Source organism: Bradyrhizobium sp. AC87j1 (assembly GCF_002936975.1).
Classification (GTDB): domain Bacteria; phylum Pseudomonadota; class Alphaproteobacteria; order Rhizobiales; family Xanthobacteraceae; genus Bradyrhizobium; species Bradyrhizobium shewense.
Genome location: NZ_PTFE01000094.1, coordinates 1 through 19,934 on the forward strand (window position 1 = coordinate 1; position 19,934 = coordinate 19,934).

Below are 19,934 nucleotides of genomic sequence, written 5' to 3' on the forward strand. Positions count from 1 at the left end.
CCAGCAAACGAGCCCCCCTTTTTCCAGGCGCCGGTCGCCAAACCGTCCCAATCCACCTTCCATCGCTCGCTCCATCGGCACACCCCTCCCGATGGATTCAGACTTCAGATGACTTGGCAACCCGCCGCCGGCCCCAGATGTGTGAACATGCTAGGGACAAGCCCGGGCATGACGAAATCGGCGGGCGATTTATCCCAACGAAAACAAGCCCCCTTCTACTGTGCATGGGGTTGTTTTCGCGATTTTGAATCGGCCCGGCCCTTGAAACTGGTCAGGCCTCTAGCCGCGTCCGCCCGTCGCCGCTGAACAAATGCAGCTTCGCCCGCAGCGCCGCGACGCGGATTTTCGCGCCGATGGCGGGAGCCTCGGTTCCGGGAATGCGGACGATGATCTCGCCGGGCGGCAGCTCGCCCGGCGTGGCGGCGACACGCTGCTCTTCCTGCTCGCGCGAGCCGTAGACGAAGGTTTCGGCGCCGACGCGCTCGATCGCCTCCACGGTCAGCGGCAAAGCGACGCCGCCGGCCGGGGTCTGGTCGGTGATGACGAAATCTTCCGGGCGGATGCCGAGAATGCCGGCGTCAGAGGCAAAGCCACCGAGCTGCGATTTGATCTCTTCCGGGCGCGTCGACATCAAATTCATCGGCGGTGCGCCGATGAAGGAGGCGACGAAGGTGGTCGCCGGCTTCTCGTAGATCGCCAGGGGATTGCCGACCTGCTCGACCTGGCCGCCATTCATCACCACCAGGACATCGGCGAGCGTCATGGCTTCGAGCTGGTCGTGGGTGACGTAGATCGACGTCGTGTTGAGCCGGCGCTGCAATTTGCGGATCTCGACGCGCATCGCGATGCGGAGTTTCGCATCGAGGTTCGACAGCGGCTCGTCGAACAGAAACACCTTCGGCTGGCGCACGATGGCGCGGCCCATGGCGACGCGCTGACGCTGGCCACCGGAGAGCTGACGCGGCTTGCGCTCCAGCATCGGCGTGAGCTCGAGCACGCGTGCGGCTTCGTCGACGCGGGACTTGATCTCGGCCTCCTTCATGCCACGGTTGCGCAGGCCGTAGGCCATGTTGTTGAAGACGCTCATATGCGGATAGAGCGCGTAGTTCTGGAACACCATCGCGATGTCGCGATCGGCGGGCTCGACCTGGTTGACCACGCGTCCGCCGATATCGATCTCGCCGCCGGTGACGGTCTCGAGGCCCGCGACCATGCGCAGCAAGGTGGACTTGCCGCAGCCGGAGGGGCCGACCAGCACGCAGAACTGTCCGTCGCCGACATCGACGTTGACGCCCTTGATGGCCTCGAAGCCGCCGAGATAGGTCTTGCGGACGTTGCGCAGGGTGACGTTAGCCATGGGGTGCACCGGCGAATAGCGAGTAGGAAATGGCGAATGGGGATTGGTTAGCACGCAAGGCGTATGCAGCGACCCCATTCGCTACTCGCCATTCACAATTCGTCATTCTCACTTTTCCGTCTCGACCAGGCCGCGCACGAACAGCTTCTGCATGGCGACGACGACGAACACCGGCGGCAGCATGGCCAGCACGGCGGTCGCCATCACGATCGGCCATTCGGTCAGCGCGTCGGTGGTGGTGATCATCTTGCGGATGCCGACCTGGATGGTCTGCATGTCGTCGCGGGTGGTGATGAGCAGCGGCCAGAGATATTGATTCCAGCCGAGGATGAACAGGATCACGAACAGCGCCGCCATGTTGGTACGCGACAGCGGCAGCAGCGTATCCCAGAAGAACCGCAAGGGGCCGGCGCCGTCGATGCGCGAGGCTTCCAGGAGCTCGTCCGGCACCGTCATGAAGAACTGCCGGAACAGCAGCGTCGCGGTGGCCGAGGCGATCAACGGCAGCGCGAGGCCCGCATAGCTGTCGAGCATGTGCAGGTCGGCGACGATCTTGTAGGTCGGATAGATGCGGACCTCGACCGGCAGCATCAGGGTGATGAAGATGATCCAGAAGATCGGCATCCGGAACGGAAAGCGGAAATACACGATCGCATAGGCCGAGATGATCGAGATTGCGATCTTGCCGACCGCGATCAGCAGCGCCATCACCAGCGAGTTCAGCATCATGTTGCCGACGGGCTCGCGGGTCGAGCCGCTCGTGCCGACGAAGATGGTTTGATAATAGGTCTCGAAGAAATGCCCGCCCGGCAGCAGCGACATCTGCCCGTTCGCGATCAGCGCATTGTCCTGGGTCGAGGCGATGAACGCGATGTAGACCGGGAATGCGACGATCGCGATTCCGATCCAGAGAATGATGTGCGCGACGTAGCGGCGAAAGCCCTCTTCCTCGACCATCAGTAGGTCACCTTGCGTTCGACGAAGCGGAACTGGATTCCCGTCAGCACGATGACCATGACCATCAGGATCACCGATTGCGCCGCCGAGCTGCCGAGATTGCCGCCGAGCAGGCCGTCGGAATAGACCTTGTAGACCAGCGTCTCGGTCGACTTGCCGGGACCGCCGCGGGTCATGGTGTCGATGATGCCGAACGTGTCGAAGAAGGCGTAGACGATGTTGACGACCAGCAGGAAGAAGATGGTCGGCGACAGCAACGGGAAGGTCACGGTCCAGAACCGGCGCATCGGACGGGCACCGTCGATCGCGGCGGCTTCGAGCACGCTTCTTGGGATGCTCTGCAAGCCGGCGAGGAAGAACAGGAAATTGTAGGAGATCTGCTTCCAGGCGGCGGCGAGGATGATCAGCGTTGCAGCCTGGTCACCGTCGAGCAGCGGATTCCAGTCGATCCCGATCGCGCGCAGGTAGCGCGCGATAATGCCCAGCGAGGGATGCAGCATGAAGATCCAGAGCACGCCGACGACCGGCGGCGCCACCGCATAGGGCCAGATCAAGAGCGTGCGGTAGAGCATCGAGCCGCGCAGTGGCTTGTCCGCCATGACGGCGAGCAGCAGCGCAAAGGACAACGACGAGACCGCGATGGCGAACGAGAAGAAGAAGGTGCGGAGGATCGCCTCGAAATAGGCGGGCTCTCTGAACAGGTCGAGATAGTTCTCGAACCAGACGAAGCTCGTCGACAGACCGAAGGCGTCCTGGAGCAGGAAGGACTGGATCACCGCCTGTAGGGCCGGCCAGTAGAAGAATAGCAGGACGATCGCGAGTTGCGGCGCAACCAGCGCGTAAGGCAATAGCCTGGATTGGAAAATGGCTTGCTTTTGCATGGTGTCCGCCGAAAGCGGCAGGCCAGGGGGACCGGCCTGCCGCTCATCGCCTCACTTGACGGCGGTCTTTTCGAACTGCCGCAGCATGGTGTTGCCGCGCTCGACGGCGGCATCCAGCGCCTGCTTGGCGGTCTTCTTGCCGGCCAGCGCCTGCTCGATCTCTTCCGACCAGACGTCACGCAGCTGAACCATGTTGCCGAGGCGCAGACCGCGCGAGTTCTCGGTCGGCTCCTTGTTGGTCAGCTCGAGCAGCGGGGTCTCGAGATAGGGCTGGTCCTTGTAGAAGCCCTCGGCCTTGGCCTTCTCATAGGCCGCCTTGGTGATCGGCAGATAGCCCGAGGCCTTGTGGATGTAGACCTGCCGATCGGTGTCGGAGAGGAAGGTCAGGAATTTTGCGACGCCCTTGTATTCGTCGGCCGGCTTGCCGCCCATGACCCAGAGCGAAGCGCCGCCGATGATCGAGTTCTGCGGCGCGCCCTTTGCCTCCGGATAATACGGCATCGGCACCGCGGTGAAGTTGAACTTGGCCTGGGCCTTGACGTTGCCGAAGAAGGCCGACGAGGTCAGGTAGATCGGGCATTCGCCCGAGGTGAAGCGGCCTTCGCCGGTGTTGGTGCGGCCGGCATAGTCGTAGACCTTGGTCTTCTGGAGCTCGACCAGGTTTTCGAGGTGCTTGACCTGGAGCGGCCCGTTGAACTCGAGCTTGGTGTCGAAGCCGTCGAGGCCGTTGGCCTTGCTGGCGAGCGGCACGTTGTGCCAGGCGGAGAGCTGCTCGAGATTGACCCAGGTGACCCAGGAGCCGGAGAAGCCGCAGGTGTCATGACCGGCAGCCTTCAGCTTCTTGGCGGCCTCGAACGTCTCGGGCCAGGTTTTCGGGATCGCGACATTGGCCTTCTTCAGCTCGTCGAGATTGACCCACATGACGGTGGACGACGAGTTGAAGGGGAACGACAGCATCTCGCCCTTCGAGGTCGAGTAGTAGCCGGTGATGGCGGGCAGGTAGATCTTGGGATCGAACTTCTCGCCGGCGTCGGCCATCAGCTTGTAGACGGGCTTCACGGCGCCGGTCGCAGCCATCATGGTGGCGGTGCCGACCTCGAACACCTGCATGATGTGCGGTGCGTTGCCGGCACGAAACGCCGCGATGCCCGCGTTCATGGTGTCAGCGTAATTGCCCTTGTAGGTCGGAACGACCTTGAAGTCGCTCTGCGACGCGTTGAAGTCGTTGGCGAGCTTGACGATGACGTCGTTGTTGGCGCCGGTCATCGCGTGCCACCACTGGATTTCCGTCACGGCCAGCGCCGGCGACGCGGTCATGCCAACCGTGAGTGCAAATGCGGCAGCCGCCCCAAAGTGTCGAAGAGCCATCAAGTAAACCTCCCTTGGCCGTCAAAAGAAGCGCTTGCGCTAGCAGCGCCATATGACGTTCACATGACTGTGTAAGCGGCCGAAACGAAAGCGGCAAGCGCTGGAAAAGGGAAGCCGGCAAATAGGCGAAGAGGGAGCGGGCAGCCGCATTGGTTCGCGGTGCACTATCGTGCCCGCGCCGCACTGCGGCATCATTCGTTGGACGGAGGCGGTGGCCTCTACCGCTTGCGCTCGGGGCCGCAGACGGTGCCCTTCTCGACCATCGCGTCAATCTCGGCCTTGGAGTAGCCGAACTCGCCCAGCACCTCCTGGGAGTGCTGGCTGAATTTCGGCGGCAGCCGGCGCAGGCTCGGCTTGCTGCGGTCGAGCCGGATCGGCGAGGCCACGCCCTTGTACCAGTCCTTCTCGATAATATCGCCGCGCGCGATCGTGTGCGCGTTGGTCAGCGCCTGGTCGATCTTCTGCACGGGCCCTGCGGGCAGGCCCGCGGCGAGCAGGCGATTGCACAGCGGCTCGGCCTCGTGCTGGCTGAACACGGCAGCGAGCTCGGCGCGCAGCGCCTCGCGGTTGGCGATGCGGTCCTTGTTGCGGGCAAAGCGCGGATCGGTGCCGAGCTCGGGCTTGCCGATCTCCTTGGCGAGCTTGCGGAAGGTGCCGTCATTGCCGACGCCGATAAAGATGTTGTCGGTTTTCGTCGGGAAGATCGCGTAAGGCACGAGGTTCGGATGCTCGTTGCCGGTGAGGCTCGGCGGCTTGCCATGCATGAAATAATTCGCGGTGTGCGGATGCATGATGGCAAGGCCGGTCTCGTACAGCGTCGTCTCCAGGAACTGCCCCTTGCCCGAACGCTGCCGCTCCGACAGCGCCATCAGGATGCCGATCGCCGCATAAAGTCCGGTGGTGATGTCGACCAAGGGCACGCCGATCCGCATCGGTCCGCTCTCGGGCGAGCCGGTCGCGGCGATCATGCCGGTCATGGCCTGGATGATGGCGTCATAGCCGGGATTGCCGCCGCGCGGGCCGTCGGCGCCGAAGCCGCAGATCCGGCAATGCACGAGGCGCGGGAATTTCTTGCTGAGCACATCGTTGCCGATGCCCCATTTCTCCAGCGTGCCCGGCTTGAAATTCTCGATCAGGACGTCGGCGGTCTCCAGCATCTTGAGCAGCACGATGCGGCCACCCTCGGAGGCGAGGTCGAGGCCGATCGAGCGCTTGTTGCGGTTGATGCCGACGAAATAGGCCGCGTCCTCCTCGTGGAAGGGAGGGCCCCATTCGCGCACCTCGTCGCCCGCGGGCGGCTCGACCTTGATCACGTCGGCGCCGTGGTCGGCGAGAATCTGGGTGCAGTAGGGACCGCCGAGCACGCGCGTGAGATCGATGACGCGCAATCCGCTCATTGCGCCCAATGCGGCTTCAGAACTGGCGGCTTCAGAACTCATGCCTTCGCTTCCCCTGTGTCGATATTTGGTCACAGGCCTAGCGAGGTTCGCACAAGCCGGCAATGGCCTGTTGCGTAGGGGCGTATGCACTGCCGGCCGCATGCCGCGGCGTGGCAAATCAGGATTGGCGGATCAGCGGAAGCGGCCGGCCCGAGGGGGATCCCGGGCCAGCCAATCCGCACTTTCGATCAGACGACCGTCAGGCGAACGTCGACATTGCCGCGCGTGGCATTGGAGTACGGGCACACCTGGTGCGCCTTCTCGACCAGCGCCTCGGCTTCCGCGCGGGCGAGGCCCGGCAGCGAGACGGCGAGATCGATGTCGAGACCGAAGCCGCCCTCGGAGCGCGGGCCGATGCCGACGGTCGAGGTGACGGAGGCATCAGCCGGAACCTTCGGCCCACCCTGCGACGACACGAACTTCATTGCGCCGATGAAGCAGGCGGCATAGCCGGCCGCGAACAGCTGCTCGGGATTGTTGCCGGCGCCGCCGCCGCCGCCGAGCTCCTTCGGCGTGGTGAGCTTGACGTCGAGCGCGCCGTCGAGGGTTGCAGCATGGCCATCACGGCCGCCGGTGGCCTTGGCGCTGGTCTTGTAGAGGACGTTCACGGACATTGTCGTCTCCTCGGGTCTTCCGGTTGGGGTGCGCTCTGTATCGCAAACAATTTGATTGTGCGCAATTGAAATTAGCATGGCTCACATTTAATTGTTCGCAATTGAATGTGCCGCCCGCCGGCCCCAGAATGGGAGGAAATCCCGTGAGATTCTCCATGCCCCGGAAGCTATCGACCCTCGATCCGCAACGCCTCGACAACCAGATCTGCTTCGCGGTCTATTCGGCCGCGCACGCCTTCAACCGCGTCTACAAGCCGCTGCTGGACCGGCTCGGCCTGACCTATCCGCAATATCTGGTGATGCTGGTGCTGTGGGAGCGCGACGACGTGCCGGTCAAGGACATCGGCGAGCGGCTGTTCCTGGATTCGGGCACGCTGACGCCGCTGCTCAAGCGGCTCGAGGCCGCCCATCTCGTCAGGCGCACCCGCTCGAGCGAGGACGAGCGTCAGGTCCTGATCGCGCTGACGGCGCAGGGCCATGCGCTGAAGGAAAAAGCCCGCAGCGTGCCGCAATCGATCCTGGCGGCGTCGGACTGCTCGGTGTCGGAACTGGTCACGATGAAGGACGAGATCGTCGCGCTGCGGGATCGGCTGAACGCGGTGATCGGGGAGTAGGGGGTTAGCAGAGCCGCTTTTTCGAGAAGGCGCGGCCGGAGTGCGACTTGAGATATTTCTCGAATGCCAACGCTTTCAACTTATCAGGGAAAGCGCAGTACCAGACCAGTGTCCATGGTTTGAACTTGGCGGTGTGGGTAGACTTGCCGGCATTGTGCTCCGGGACCCGTCGCTTCAGGTCTTCCGCGGCGCCTATGTAATGCTGGTCGAGAAACTCGATGCTGCGGATGATGTAGACATACCACATTGACGGCTATCGCCTGGGCAGTCGTTCGGTGGGGGTCTTACCAGTCCGGCTTCGCCCTTCGGGCTACGCCGCGGCAGCCTTCGCTACGAAAGGGCTTGCCGAGCCGAAGCTGGCGAAGCCAGCGAAGGCTGGTGGAGCCAGGCGGGATCGAACCGCCGACCTCTTGCATGCCATGCAAGCGCTCTCCCAGCTGAGCTATGGCCCCTTAGTCCTTGCGGGGATCCTAGTGGATCACCCGCACCGGCGAGCCCTGGTGACTCGCGCGGTGCACCCTTTTTCACAGATCAGGGCTGATCTCAAGTCTCTTCATCACCTCCGACATCACCAATGATGTCGGTCACGTCCTCATCGCCCTCTTCTTCGTCGGCAATGAAGGTCGAATCATCGTCATCGTCGTCATCGAGGGTCTCATCGACCTCGATATCGTCCTCGGATTCGGGCACGGCGGCCTTGACCTTGCCGGTGTTCTCCTCGGCGTCGGCCTCCTCGAGCGAGACCTCCTCGACCTCTGCCGGCTCCGGCGTGGTGTCGGCCGTCGCTGCGTGCCGGGCTTCGGCGCCGCGGGGCATGCGCGCCGGCGCGACCGGGGCGATCGGCACGACTTCGCCGGTATAGGGCGAGATCACCGGATTCTTGTTGAGGTCATAGAACTTCTTGCCCGTGGTTGGGCAAATACGTTTGGTTCCGAGTTCGGACTTGGCCACGGCAGGAATCCTGGGAATGTCTGAAAAGCGGTGTTTCACTTGGCTAGTTGGCGGCCCGCTGTCAATAGCGCATTGCGGGAGAACGACATGCCCGTGACGGGGCACTGACCATGTGGTACCTGCGCCCAGCCCCCTTGAGGGCGCATCCAAGGACACAATCGTGACCCATTCCGACCAAACGAGGCCGCTCCAGGCTCGCGCCAGCGGGCCCCTGACCGGGAAAATACGGGTGCCCGGGGACAAGTCGATCTCCCACCGTGCCCTCATCCTGGGCGCGCTCGCGGTCGGCGAGACCAGGATTTCGGGCCTGCTGGAGGGCGAGGACGTCCTCAACACCGCCAAATCGATGCAGGCGCTGGGCACCACCGTCGAGCGGACCGGCGATTTTGCCTGGAAAGTGCAGGGCGTGGGCGTCGCGGGCTTCGCCCAGCCCAAGGCCCCACTGGATTTCGGGAACTCCGGCACCGGCTGCCGGCTGGTGATGGGCGCCGTCGCCGGCTGCCCGATCTCGGCGGTTTTCGACGGCGACGCCTCGTTGCGCAGCCGCCCCATGCGCCGGATCCTCGATCCCCTGGAAAAGATGGGCGCCAAGGTCATCTCCGGCAGTGAGGGCGGCCGTCTGCCCCTGACCCTTCAGGGCGCGCGCGACCCGCTACCGATCACCTACAAGACGCCGGTCGCCTCGGCCCAGATCAAATCTGCGGTGCTGCTGGCGGGCCTCGCCGCACCCGGCTCTACGACCGTCATCGAGACCGAGGCCAGCCGCGACCACACCGAATTGATGCTGAAGCATTTTGGCGCCGACATCACCTCGGCACAGGAGGGACTGCACGGCCGCCGTATCACGCTCAAAGGCCAGCCCGAGCTGCACGGCGCCAATGTCGTGGTGCCGGCCGATCCCTCCTCGGCGGCTTTCCCGGTGGTCGCGGCGCTGATCGTCGAGGGCTCCGATGTCGTCCTGTCCGATGTGATGACCAATCCGCTGCGCACCGGCCTGTTCACCACGCTGCGCGAAATGGGCGCATCGATCGAGGAGAGCGAAGTCCGCGGTGACGCCGGCGAGCCGATGGCGAAACTGCGCGTGCGGGCCTCGAAGCTGCGTGGCGTCGTGGTGCCGCCGGAGCGCGCGCCCTCGATGATCGATGAATATCTCGTGCTCGCGGTGGCAGCCGCCTTCGCCGAGGGCACGACGATCATGCGCGGCCTGCATGAGCTGCGCGTCAAGGAGTCCGACCGGCTGGAGGCCACCGCTGCCATGCTCCGCGTCAACGGCGTGAAGGTCGAGGTCTCCGGCGACGATTTGATCGTCGAGGGTCGCGGTCACGTCCCCGGCGGCGGCACTGTCGCGACCCACATGGACCATCGCATCGCGATGTCCGCATTGGTGATGGGCTGCGCTTCCGATCAGCCCGTGACCGTCGACGACACCGCCTTCATCGCCACCAGCTTTCCGGATTTCATTCCGATGATGCGTTCGCTAGGGGCCGAGTTTTCATGATCATCGCCATCGACGGGCCCGCGGCCTCGGGCAAAGGCACACTCGGCAAGCGTCTCGCGCACCATTACGGCTATCGTCATCTCGATACCGGCGTGATCTACCGTGCGGTGGCCTATGCCCTGATGCAGTCTGGCCACGATCTCCGGGACGAGGAGGCTGCGGTCGCTGCGGCGCTGGAACTCGATCCCGAGAAGTTCGGCAATCCCGCCCTGAAGACCCAGAAGGCCGGCGAGGGCGCCTCCATCGTCTCGGCGATCCCCAGGGTTCGCGAGGCCCTGGTCAATTTTCAGCGGCAATTCGCCGCCGATCCGCCCGGAGCGGTGCTGGACGGCCGGGACATTGGAACCGTGATCTGCCCGCATGCGGACGTGAAGATTTTCGTCGTCGCAGACCCAAAAGTCCGAGCGCGCCGCCGGACCATGGAAGCCAAGGCGAGGGGCGAGGATGCCGACGAGGCCGCCGTGCTCGCCGACATCATCCAGCGCGACGAACGTGACAAGAACCGGCCGATTGCACCCCTGAAACCGGCCGCCGATGCTTACTTGCTAGATAACTCCCAACTGGATATAGAAGGCGGCGTCCGGGCCGCCATCGACATTATCGAGGCCGTCCGAGCGGGCCGGTCGCGGGGTTAAGCCGCCGCCGTCATTGGAGGAAGCGCCCGCTCCCGCTCTTTGAGGTCGATACCTCGGTCCCCTGTTTGGGGCCGACGCGATCCAGGCTCCGGACACAAGATTTCCACGTATCGAACGCGCGGGCCTCAGCCGGCCCGCATCCGCTGTTCCGCCTTTCAGGCCGGAGCAGCGAGCGGTCGCTCGAAGGTCTTGCGGACCTTCCGACACTGCGCGTGCGATGCGCCCATGAACCCAACGGCCGGCACGACATCCGCAACTGGAGAACAAATGGCTTCGACTTCTGCTGATACCTATAGCCCGTCGCGCGACGATTTCGCCGCGATGCTCGACGAGTCCTTCGCAGGTGGCAACCTGCAGGAGAGCTCCGTCGTCAAGGGCAAGGTTGTTGCAATTGAAAAGGACATGGCCGTCATCGACGTCGGCCTGAAGACCGAGGGCCGCGTCGCCCTGCGCGAATTTTCCGGCCCCGGCCGTGACAGTGAACTGAAGGTCGGCGACGAGGTCGAAGTGTTCCTCGACCGCATCGAGAACGCGCTCGGCGAAGCCGTGCTGTCGCGCGACAAGGCGCGCCGCGAAGAGAGCTGGGGCAAGCTCGAGAAGGCGTTCCAGAACAACGAGAAGGTCAACGGCGTCATCTTCAACCAGGTCAAGGGTGGCTTCACCGTCGATCTCGACGGTGCCGTGGCCTTCCTGCCGCGCTCGCAGGTCGACATCCGTCCGATCCGCGACGTTGCGCCGCTGATGAACAACTCGCAGCCGTTCCAGATCCTCAAGATGGACCGCCGCCGCGGCAACATCGTCGTGTCTCGCCGCACGGTTCTCGAAGAGACCCGCGCCGAGCAGCGTCAGGAGCTGGTGCAGAACCTCGAAGAGGGTCAGGTCATCGACGGCGTGGTCAAGAACATCACCGATTACGGTGCGTTCGTTGATCTCGGCGGCATCGACGGCCTGCTGCACGTCACCGACATCGCGTGGCGCCGCGTCAATCACCCGACCGAGGTGCTCTCGATCGGCCAGACCGTGAAGGTCAAGATCATCAAGATCAACCACGAGACGCACCGCATCTCGCTGGGCATGAAGCAGCTGCTGGACGATCCGTGGCAGGGCATCGAAGCCAAGTACCCGCTGGGTGCCCGCTTCACCGGTCGCGTCACCAACATCACCGACTACGGTGCGTTCGTCGAGCTCGAGCCGGGCATCGAAGGCCTGATCCACGTCTCCGAGATGTCGTGGACCAAGAAGAACATGCACCCCGGCAAGATCGTTTCGACCTCGCAGGAAGTCGAAGTGCAGGTGCTGGAAGTCGATTCCGTCAAGCGCCGCATCTCGCTCGGCCTCAAGCAGACCATGCGCAACCCCTGGGAGGTCTTCGTGGAAGGTCACCCGACCGGTTCGACGGTCGAGGGCGAGGTCAAGAACAAGACCGAGTTCGGTCTGTTCCTGGGTCTCGAGGGCGACGTCGACGGCATGGTCCATCTCTCCGACCTCGACTGGAAGCTTCCGGGCGAGCAGGTGATCGACAACTACAAGAAGGGCGACATGGTGAAGGCCGTGGTGCTCGATGTGGACGTCGAGAAGGAGCGCATCTCGCTCGGCATCAAGCAGCTCGAAGGCGACCCCTTCGCCGAGCCGGGCGATGTCAAGAAGGGCGCGGTCGTGACCTGCGAAGTGCTCGAAGTGAAGGAAAGCGGCATCGAGGTGAAGATCACCGGTACCGACTTCTCGACCTTCATCAAGCGCTCCGAGCTCGCCCGTGACCGCAACGACCAGCGCGCCGAACGCTTTGCCGTCGGTGAGAAGGTCGATGCCCGCGTGATCCAGTTCGACAAGAAGGCCCGCAAGGTCCAGGTGTCGATCAAGGCGCTCGAAGTCGCCGAAGAGAAGGAAGCCATCGCGCAGTACGGCTCCTCCGATTCGGGAGCAACGCTCGGCGACATCCTCGGCACCGCGCTCAAGAACCGCGACAGCAAGTAAGCGAAACGAAGGTTTCGCTGACATCAAAGCCCCGGCGTGAGCCGGGGCTTTTTTTGTTTGCTGTCTCCACAAGCTCCGCTGTCGCTCCGGAAAACTCCGCTGTCGTCCAGGACAAGCGCAGCTCGTGACAACGCGCAGCGTTGTCGGAAGCGGAGCGCCGATCAGGGACCCATACCCACAGGGAGTGGTTTGACGAAGACCCGGAGTTGCGAGCTTTGCGCGACAATTTCTCCCTGTGGTTATGGGTCCCTGCGTTCGCAGGGACGACAGCGAGGGTGTGGCGAGGTACCGGGCTCCCACCGCGCTCACAGCCTTGTTTTCTTCTAATTGCGCCGCAATTGATGTATCCAGATAAGCCGTTGGTCACGCTGTGAGGGCACAACGCGTCCGGCCTTTCATTTGGAGATATCTAGATGTCGCTCGATTCGGACATCATCGTCGATCGCCGCAGGATCCGCCGCAAGCTGACGTTCTGGCGCGTGGTGGCTGCGCTGATCGCGATTGCGGCGATTGCGGGCTTTGCGCTGGTCGTGACACCGGGTACGCGGGGCACGTTCGCATCCGCCGGCTCGATCGCGCGGGTCCAGATCGAGGGCCTGATCCGCAGCGATTCCGATCGCACGCAGGCGCTGGAGCGGCTGGAGAATTCGCAGGCCGCCGCCGTCATCATTCACATCAACTCGCCGGGTGGCACCACGGCCGGGTCCGAGCAGCTTTACGATTCGCTTGTCCGGTTGAAGGCGAAGAAGCCGCTCGTCGTCGTGGTCGAGGGCCTGGCTGCCTCCGGGGGTTACATCACGGCGATTGCGAGCGACCACATCATCGCGCAGCAGAGCTCGCTGGTCGGGTCGATCGGCGTGCTGTTCCAATATCCCAACGTCAGCGAGCTCCTGAAGACCATCGGCGTCAAGGTCGAGGAGGTGAAGTCGTCGCCGCTGAAGGCCGCGCCCAACGGTTTTGAGCCGACCAGCCCGGAAGCACGGGCCGCCCTCGATGCGCTGGTGAAGGATTCCTATGCCTGGTTCAGGGGATTGGTGAAGGAGCGGCGTGGCATGGATGACACGCAGCTCGAGAAAGTGGCCGACGGCCGCGTCTTCACCGGACGCCAGGCGATCGACCTCAAGCTGATCGATCAGATCGGCGACGAGAAGACGGCGGTGACCTGGCTGGTCGAGCAGAAGGGCGTCAAGAAGGGGCTCTCCGTGCGCGACTACAAGCTCCAGCCGCGCTTCGGCGATCTGCCATTCCTCAAGACGGCCGCCGCCGTTACGCTGGAAGCGCTCGGTTTGGGCTCGATTGCGCATCAAATCGGGCAAACCGGCGTCGCGCAGGCGGTCGATCGGTTCGGAATGGATGGAATGCTGGCCCTGTGGCAACCGGCCGCCTCAAATTGAGGGGTTTGGGCGAGCGGCTGAGGGTTTTCCCGTTTGACGGGCGTCGGGGCAGCCCGCTTTTTCGGCATTTGTCACGCAATTTCACGACGCTCAACCTTGATTTAGCGTCTTGACAGATCAAGGTATTTTCACGGAAATGGTCATCCGCACGCTTCCGGGTCCTATCTCTCGATGATCAAATCCGAACTTGTTCAGCGTATCGCCGAGCACAACCCGCATCTGTACCAGCGGGATGTCGAGAACATTGTGAATGCGATTCTCGAAGAGATCGTAGCGGCTCTCGCGCGCGGTGACCGCGTCGAGTTGCGCGGCTTCGGTGCCTTCTCGGTCAAGCACCGCCCTGCACGCGCCGGGCGCAATCCACGCACCGGCGCCCATGTGCCCGTCGATCAGAAGAGCGTTCCGTTCTTCAAGACCGGCAAGGAAATGCGCGAGCGGCTGAACCGCGACCATCCGGATCCCGGCGCGCCCGACTAAGGCTGTCGTCGTCGGGGTTTAACCGAACGGCCGCATGATGCGGCCGCAAGCTTGATTCAAGACGAGCGATCGCGATGCGAAAGTTCCTGACCGCGCTGATCGTGATCCCGCTGGGCCTGATCCTGGTGGCCTTCGCCGTTGCCAACCGGCACTTCGTCACGGTCTCGTTCGATCCGTTCATTGCGAACGACCCGTCATTGTCGGTCACGCTGCCGCTGTTCCTGCTCCTGATCCTGGTCGCCGCCCTCGGCGTGTTCGCCGGCGGCTCCGCCGTCTGGCTCGGTCAGCGGCACTGGCGCCGCGCGGCGCGCCGGCACGAGGCGGATTCACGGGCTGCCAGGACCGAACTGGCCGATTTGCGGGCCCAGGCGGCCGCGGCAAAGCCCGGCTCGCAGCGCCTTCCCGTTCCCTCCGGGGTTGGGCTTTACGGGCCCATCGGGCGAGACAAGCAGCGCGCGACGTTGTAGAAGCGGCCCCGACCGAAAACCCTGTTTTCCGGCTGCACGTTGCGGCCTCCATTTGCTTTGAGACCATGTCCATGCTCGTCAAAATCTGCGGCCTGTCCACGCGCGAGACGCTTCAAACGGCGCTCGAGGCGGGTGCGGATATGGTGGGGTTCGTGTTCTTCCCGCCTTCGCCGCGGCACCTGTCCCTGGAGCTCGGCCGCGACCTCGGCCGCCAGGTGGAGGGGCGCGCGCTCAAGGTGGCGCTCACGGTCGATGCCGACGATGCGACGCTCGACAACATCATGGACGCGCTGTCGCCGGACATTTTCCAGCTACACGGCAAGGAGAGCGTGGCGCGGCTGCGCGACATCAAGCAGCGGTTCGGCCGCCCGGTGATGAAGGCGGTCCCGGTCGCAACCGCGGCCGATCTGGCCGTGTTGCCCGGCTACGCCGCGATCGCCGACCGCATCCTGTTCGATGCCCGCGCGCCGAAGGATGCGACCCGGCCCGGCGGCCTCGGGGAGCCCTTCGACTGGCACCTGCTCGAAAACCTCGATCTGAAACTGCCCTACATGGTTTCGGGCGGACTTCACGCCGACAACCTCGCCGAGGCACTCCGCGTCACCCGCGCCGGCGGCGTCGACGTCTCCTCCGGTGTCGAGAGCGCCCCCGGCGTGAAAGATCCGGAGATGATCAAGGCCTTCATTCGCGCCGCGCGCGCCAGTCAAGACTCCAGCCAAGAGTTGAGTGTTCGATGAACGTCGCCAAACCCAATTCCTATCGCAGCGGTCCCGACGATCGCGGCCATTTCGGCATCTTCGGCGGCCGCTTTGTCGCCGAAACCCTGATGCCGCTGATCCTCGATCTGGAGAAGGCCTACACCGAGGCCAAGGCCGATCCGGCCTTCCAGGCCGAGATGAACGGCTATCTCACGCATTATGTCGGCCGGCCCTCGCCGCTCTATTTCGCCGAGCGCCTGACCGAGCATCTCGGCGGCGCCAAGATTTACCTCAAGCGCGAAGAGCTCAACCACACCGGCTCGCACAAGGTGAACAACGTGCTCGGCCAGATCATGCTGGCGCGGCGCATGGGCAAGAAGCGCATCATCGCCGAGACCGGTGCCGGCCAGCACGGTGTCGCCACCGCGACGCTGTGCGCGCGCTTCGGGCTCGAATGCGTGGTCTATATGGGCGCCGTCGACGTCGAGCGGCAGCAGCCCAACGTGATCCGCATGGAGATGCTGGGTGCGACGGTGGTCCCGGTGCAGTCGGGCACCCGCACGCTGAAGGACGCCATGAACGAGGCCCTGCGCGACTGGGTCACCAACGTGCACAACACATTCTATTGCATCGGCACGGTGGCCGGCCCGCATCCCTATCCGACCTTGGTGCGCGACTTCCAGTCGATCATCGGCAACGAGACCAAGGCGCAGATGCAGGAGGTCGAAGGCCGCCTGCCGGATTCGCTGGTCGCCTGCATCGGCGGCGGCTCGAACGCGATGGGCCTGTTTCACCCGTTCCTCGACGATCCCTCCGTCGAGATCTTCGGCGTCGAAGCCGCGGGCCATGGGTTGACGCAACTGCATGCGGCGTCGATCGCGGGCGGCCGTCCCGGCGTGCTGCACGGCAACCGCACCTATCTCTTGATGGATGCCGACGGCCAGATCCAGGACGCGCATTCGATCTCGGCCGGCCTCGACTATCCCGGCATCGGCCCCGAGCATTCCTGGCTGCACGAGATCGGCCGCGTGAACTATCTCTCCGCGACCGATGACGAGGCGCTCGCCGCGTTCCAACTGCTATCGCGCCTCGAAGGCATCATCCCCGCGCTCGAGCCCGCGCACGCCATCGCCAAGGTGATGGAGCTCGCGCCGAAGCGGCCTCGCGATCACCTAATGGTCGTCAACCTCTCCGGCCGCGGCGACAAGGACGTCCCGCAGGTCGGCGACATCCTGAGGGGCAAGAGCAAGTGACCACGCGTATCGACACCCGTTTCGCCGCATTGAAGAAAGAGGGCCGCGCGGCCTTCGTCACCTATGTGATGGCCGGCGATCCCGATCTCACGACGTCACTCAATATCGTCAAGGCGCTGCCCAAGGCAGGCGCCGACGTCATCGAACTCGGCATTCCCTTCACCGATCCGATGGCGGACGGTCCCTCGATTCAGGCTGCAGGTCTGCGCGCGCTCAAAAGCGGAATGACCTTGAAGAAGACGCTCGACCTCGTGCGCGACTTCCGCAAGGACGACAACATCACGCCGCTGGTGCTGATGGGCTATTACAATCCGATCTACATTTACGGCGTCGACAAGTTTTTGGCTGACGCCAAGACGGCCGGCGTTGACGGTCTCATCATCGTCGATTTGCCGCCGGAGGAAGACGACGAGCTCTGCATTCCCGCGCTGAAGGCGGGCTTGAACTTCATTCGCCTGGCGACCCCGACCACGGACGACAAGCGCCTGCCGGCGGTGCTCGCGAACACATCAGGCTTTGTCTATTACGTTTCGATCGCCGGCATCACCGGTGCAGCGGCGGCGGACGCGAATGTGGTCGGTGACGCTGTCGCGCGCATCAAGCGGCATACCAAGCTGCCGATCTGCGTTGGTTTTGGCATCCGCACGCCGGAAGCGGCGCGCGCCATTGCCGAGAAGGCCGATGGTTCGGTGGTCGGCACCGCGCTGGTCGATGCGCTCAAGAACAGCCTCGACGCCGAGGGACGGGCGACCGGCAAAACCGTTAACGCCGTGGCTGAGCTGACGGCGGCCCTGGCCCAGGGCGTCAAGGGCGCGCAACAGGCGGCGGAATAGGCCATAATTCCGCTTTAGCTCTTGAGTTTGAGCATGATCTTGTCGGAAAACCGCTTCACACTTTTCCGGATCATGCTCTAAGGCGGACGACACGGCGGCTTGCCGGGCAACGGCCCGGTCGCCATATATCCCTTCAGGCGATCCGCGAGGCGGGTCGCACATCGGAGCAAACCATGAACTGGCTTACCAACGTGGTCCGGCCGAAGATCCGCAACATGCTGCGGCGGGAGACGCCGGAGAATCTGTGGATCAAGTGCCCGGATTCCGGGCAGCTCGTGTTCTACAAGGACGTCGAGGCCAACCAGTTCGTCATCCCCGGTTCGAACTACCACATGCGGATGAATGCGGTGGCGCGTCTGAAGTCGATCTTCGACAACGAGACCTGGTACGACGTCGCGCTGCCCGACGTCACGCCCGACCCGCTCAAGTTCCGCGATGAGAAGAAATACGTCGACCGCATCAAGGATGCGCGCGCCCGAACCAATCTGAACGACGCGATCAAGGTCGGCTACGGCAAGCTCGAAGGCTCCGCCGTTGTCGTCGCCGTGCAGGATTTCGATTTCATGGGCGGCTCGCTCGGCATGGCCGCAGGCGAAGCCATCGTCCGCGGGCTCGAGCTCGCCGTTGAAAAGAAGTCACCGTTCATCGTGTTCGCCGCATCCGGCGGCGCACGCATGCAGGAAGGCATTTTGTCGCTGATGCAGATGCCGCGCACGACGGTCGCGGTGCAGATGCTGCGCGAAGCCAAGCAACCCTACATCGTCGTCTTGACCAACCCCACCACCGGCGGCGTCACCGCGTCCTATGCGATGCTCGGCGACGTGCAGATCGCCGAGCCCGGCGCGCTGATCGGCTTTGCCGGCGCCCGCGTGATCGAGCAGACCATCCGCGAGAAGCTGCCTGAAGGGTTCCAGCGCGCCGAGTATCTGAAAGAGCACGGCATGGTCGACATGGTCGTGCATCGCCACGAGCTGCGTCCAACCCTGGCGCGGCTCTGCCGCCTGCTGACCAAGGCGCCGGCGCTGGAGACCGCGTCGAAGCCGATGCAGCCGGTGCTCAGCCCGGCGCAGATCGTATCGGCCGCCGAGACGGCGCCGGCTGCGCCCCACGCGTGAACGCGTCCCCTGACAGCGCGAAGATGCCGCTCGGTGAATTGATCGGGCGGCTGTCGGTCCTGCATCAGAAGCGCATCGATCTCGGGCTGGAGCGGATGCACCGCCTGCTCGAACGGCTCGGCCACCCCGAACGCAAGCTGCCGCCGGTGATCCACATTGCCGGCACCAACGGCAAGGGATCGACGCTCGCTTATCTGCGCGCGACGCTGGAGGCCGCGGGCCTGAGCGTCCACGCCTACACCTCGCCCTATCTTGTCAGGATCAACGAGTGCTTCCGGCTCGGCCGCGTTGGCGGTGGCGTGCTGGTCGGTGACGACGAATTGCGCGCGGCTCTTGAAGAGGTCGAGCGCGTCAATGCCGGTGAGGCCGCGACATTGTTCGAGCTGAAGACGGCGGCCGCCTTCCATCTGTTCGCACAGAACCCGGCCGACGTGGTGCTGCTCGAGGTCGGCCTCGGCGGCCGGCTCGATTCGACCAACGTGATCGATGCGCCGGCGGCCTGCGTGATCACGCCCGTCAGCATGGACCACATGGATTTCCTCGGGGACACCCTGACATCGATCGCCGGCGAGAAGGCGGCGATCATCAAGCGCGGCGTGCCCGTGATCTCCGCGGAGCAGGCGGGCGAAGCCATGGCGGTGATCGAGGCGCAGGCCAAGCGCATGCGCGCGCCGCTGTTTGCGGCGAATGAGAGCTGGCACGTCAATGTCGAGCACGGCCGCCTCGTCTACTCCGACGATCGCGGCCTGATGGATCTCACGGCGCCGCGGCTGTTCGGCCGCCACCAGTTCGACAATGCCGGTCTCGCGATCGCGACGCTGCGCGCGATTCCGAACTTCAGGATCAATCAGGCGGCGTTCGAGGCCGGCATCGTCGGTGCGGAATGGCCGGCGCGGATGCAGCGCATCACCTCGGGCGAGCTGCTCGCTCTCGGTCCGCAGGGCTCGGAGATCTGGCTCGATGGCGGGCACAATGCCGAAGGCGGCCGCGTAGCGGCAGCCGCGCTCGGCGATCTCGAAGAGCGGGTGTCGCGGCCGCTGGTCGTCATCGCCGGCATGATGGCCAACAAGGATGCACAGGGCTTCCTCGCCAATTTCGCCGGTCTCACCCGTCACATCATCGCGGTGCCGATCCCCGACACCGAGAACGCGATGCCGGTCGATCGCCTCGCCGACGCCGCGCGCAGCCTCGGCATGCGCGTCGAGACCGTCTCCGGTGTGGAAGCCGCCCTGCGTGGCCTGTCGAAGCTCGCCTACGAGGTGCCGCCGCGCATTCTGATCACCGGCTCGCTGTATCTGGCCGGCCACGTGCTGGCGATCAACGGCACGCCTCCTGCATGATTTCTCTTGTCCCGGACGCGCGGAGCGCGAGCCGGGACCCAGAGTGCCGCAACATGGGCCCCGGCTCAG

General features: G+C 64.3%; 20 protein-coding genes and 1 tRNA gene. 12 read left to right on the plus strand and 9 right to left on the minus strand.

The window, feature by feature from the left end:
• Positions 1-271: 271 nt before the first annotated feature.
• From CV770_RS32970 to CV770_RS32995, 6 genes are all read right to left on the minus strand, one after another.
• Entirely contained in the window at positions 272-1,357 is a 1,086-nt protein-coding gene (locus CV770_RS32970) for a sn-glycerol-3-phosphate import ATP-binding protein UgpC (RefSeq protein WP_104465327.1), read from the minus strand.
• Between the two features lie 108 nt (positions 1,358-1,465).
• Positions 1,466-2,314, minus strand: coding sequence for a sn-glycerol-3-phosphate ABC transporter permease UgpE (gene ugpE / locus CV770_RS32975; RefSeq protein ID WP_104465328.1), 849 nt, complete (start codon positions 2,312-2,314; stop codon positions 1,466-1,468).
• Entirely contained in the window at positions 2,314-3,195 is an 882-nt protein-coding gene (gene ugpA, locus CV770_RS32980; protein ID WP_091962349.1) for a sn-glycerol-3-phosphate ABC transporter permease UgpA, read from the minus strand. Before ugpA ends, ugpE begins: the two co-directional genes overlap by 1 nt.
• Positions 3,196-3,246: 51 nt before the next feature.
• A complete protein-coding gene (ugpB, locus tag CV770_RS32985) occupies positions 3,247-4,563 on the minus strand; it encodes a sn-glycerol-3-phosphate ABC transporter substrate-binding protein UgpB (protein ID WP_091962346.1) in 1,317 nt (438 codons plus the stop codon).
• Between the two features lie 218 nt (positions 4,564-4,781).
• A complete protein-coding gene (locus tag CV770_RS32990; RefSeq protein ID WP_091962343.1) occupies positions 4,782-6,002 on the minus strand; it encodes a CaiB/BaiF CoA transferase family protein in 1,221 nt (406 codons plus the stop codon).
• A gap of 188 nt (positions 6,003-6,190) precedes the next feature.
• On the minus strand, positions 6,191-6,616 hold the full coding sequence (locus tag CV770_RS32995; protein ID WP_018323436.1) for an organic hydroperoxide resistance protein: 426 nt from the start codon (positions 6,614-6,616) through the stop codon (positions 6,191-6,193).
• A 155-nt stretch (positions 6,617-6,771) separates the two neighbouring features.
• Between CV770_RS32995 and CV770_RS33000 the strand changes: the two genes are divergently transcribed.
• Entirely contained in the window at positions 6,772-7,230 is a 459-nt protein-coding gene (locus CV770_RS33000) for a MarR family winged helix-turn-helix transcriptional regulator (protein WP_201760150.1), read from the plus strand.
• Between the two features lie 4 nt (positions 7,231-7,234).
• Here CV770_RS33000 and CV770_RS33005 read toward each other — a convergent pair whose 3' ends face one another.
• From CV770_RS33005 to CV770_RS33015, 3 genes are all read right to left on the minus strand, one after another.
• Positions 7,235-7,477 (minus strand): GIY-YIG nuclease family protein, encoded by a 243-nt coding sequence (locus CV770_RS33005; RefSeq protein ID WP_104465330.1) that lies wholly within the window; start codon positions 7,475-7,477, stop codon positions 7,235-7,237.
• Positions 7,478-7,606: 129 nt separating this feature from the next.
• Positions 7,607-7,682, minus strand: a tRNA-Ala gene (locus CV770_RS33010).
• 91 nt (positions 7,683-7,773) lie between these two features.
• Positions 7,774-8,181 (minus strand): TIGR02300 family protein, encoded by a 408-nt coding sequence (locus CV770_RS33015; RefSeq protein ID WP_091962334.1) that lies wholly within the window; start codon positions 8,179-8,181, stop codon positions 7,774-7,776.
• 160 nt (positions 8,182-8,341) lie between these two features.
• Here CV770_RS33015 and aroA point away from each other — a divergent pair, with 160 nt between their 5' ends.
• From aroA to CV770_RS33070, 11 genes are all read left to right on the plus strand, one after another.
• Positions 8,342-9,679, plus strand: coding sequence for a 3-phosphoshikimate 1-carboxyvinyltransferase (gene aroA, locus CV770_RS33020; RefSeq protein ID WP_104465331.1), 1,338 nt, complete (start codon positions 8,342-8,344; stop codon positions 9,677-9,679).
• Positions 9,676-10,314 (plus strand): (d)CMP kinase, encoded by a 639-nt coding sequence (gene cmk, locus CV770_RS33025; RefSeq protein WP_091962328.1) that lies wholly within the window; start codon positions 9,676-9,678, stop codon positions 10,312-10,314. Before aroA ends, cmk begins: the two co-directional genes overlap by 4 nt.
• 267 nt (positions 10,315-10,581) lie before the next feature.
• Entirely contained in the window at positions 10,582-12,288 is a 1,707-nt protein-coding gene (rpsA, locus tag CV770_RS33030; RefSeq protein WP_028139473.1) for a 30S ribosomal protein S1, read from the plus strand.
• Between the two features lie 413 nt (positions 12,289-12,701).
• Complete coding sequence (gene sppA / locus CV770_RS33035; RefSeq protein WP_091962325.1) at positions 12,702-13,682, plus strand: signal peptide peptidase SppA; 981 nt, start codon at positions 12,702-12,704, stop codon at positions 13,680-13,682.
• A gap of 171 nt (positions 13,683-13,853) precedes the next feature.
• Complete coding sequence (locus CV770_RS33040; protein ID WP_007598410.1) at positions 13,854-14,159, plus strand: integration host factor subunit beta; 306 nt, start codon at positions 13,854-13,856, stop codon at positions 14,157-14,159.
• Positions 14,160-14,233: 74 nt separating this feature from the next.
• Positions 14,234-14,626, plus strand: coding sequence for a DUF1049 domain-containing protein (locus CV770_RS33045; protein WP_091962322.1), 393 nt, complete (start codon positions 14,234-14,236; stop codon positions 14,624-14,626).
• 65 nt (positions 14,627-14,691) lie between these two features.
• Positions 14,692-15,363, plus strand: coding sequence for a phosphoribosylanthranilate isomerase (locus CV770_RS33050; protein WP_104465332.1), 672 nt, complete (start codon positions 14,692-14,694; stop codon positions 15,361-15,363).
• Entirely contained in the window at positions 15,360-16,577 is a 1,218-nt protein-coding gene (gene trpB / locus CV770_RS33055; RefSeq protein WP_104465333.1) for a tryptophan synthase subunit beta, read from the plus strand. Before CV770_RS33050 ends, trpB begins: the two co-directional genes overlap by 4 nt.
• The gene (gene trpA, locus CV770_RS33060; protein WP_104465334.1) at positions 16,574-17,410 is read left to right on the plus strand and encodes a tryptophan synthase subunit alpha; all 837 of its coding nucleotides are present in this window, start codon (positions 16,574-16,576) and stop codon (positions 17,408-17,410) included. The genes trpB and trpA overlap by 4 nt, the downstream gene beginning before the upstream one ends.
• 173 nt (positions 17,411-17,583) lie before the next feature.
• Positions 17,584-18,525, plus strand: a complete 942-nt coding sequence (gene accD, locus CV770_RS33065; RefSeq protein ID WP_104465335.1) for an acetyl-CoA carboxylase, carboxyltransferase subunit beta — start codon at positions 17,584-17,586, stop codon at positions 18,523-18,525.
• Positions 18,522-19,865, plus strand: a complete 1,344-nt coding sequence (locus CV770_RS33070) for a bifunctional folylpolyglutamate synthase/dihydrofolate synthase (protein WP_104465336.1) — start codon at positions 18,522-18,524, stop codon at positions 19,863-19,865. Before accD ends, CV770_RS33070 begins: the two co-directional genes overlap by 4 nt.
• Positions 19,866-19,934: the final 69 nt, after the last annotated feature.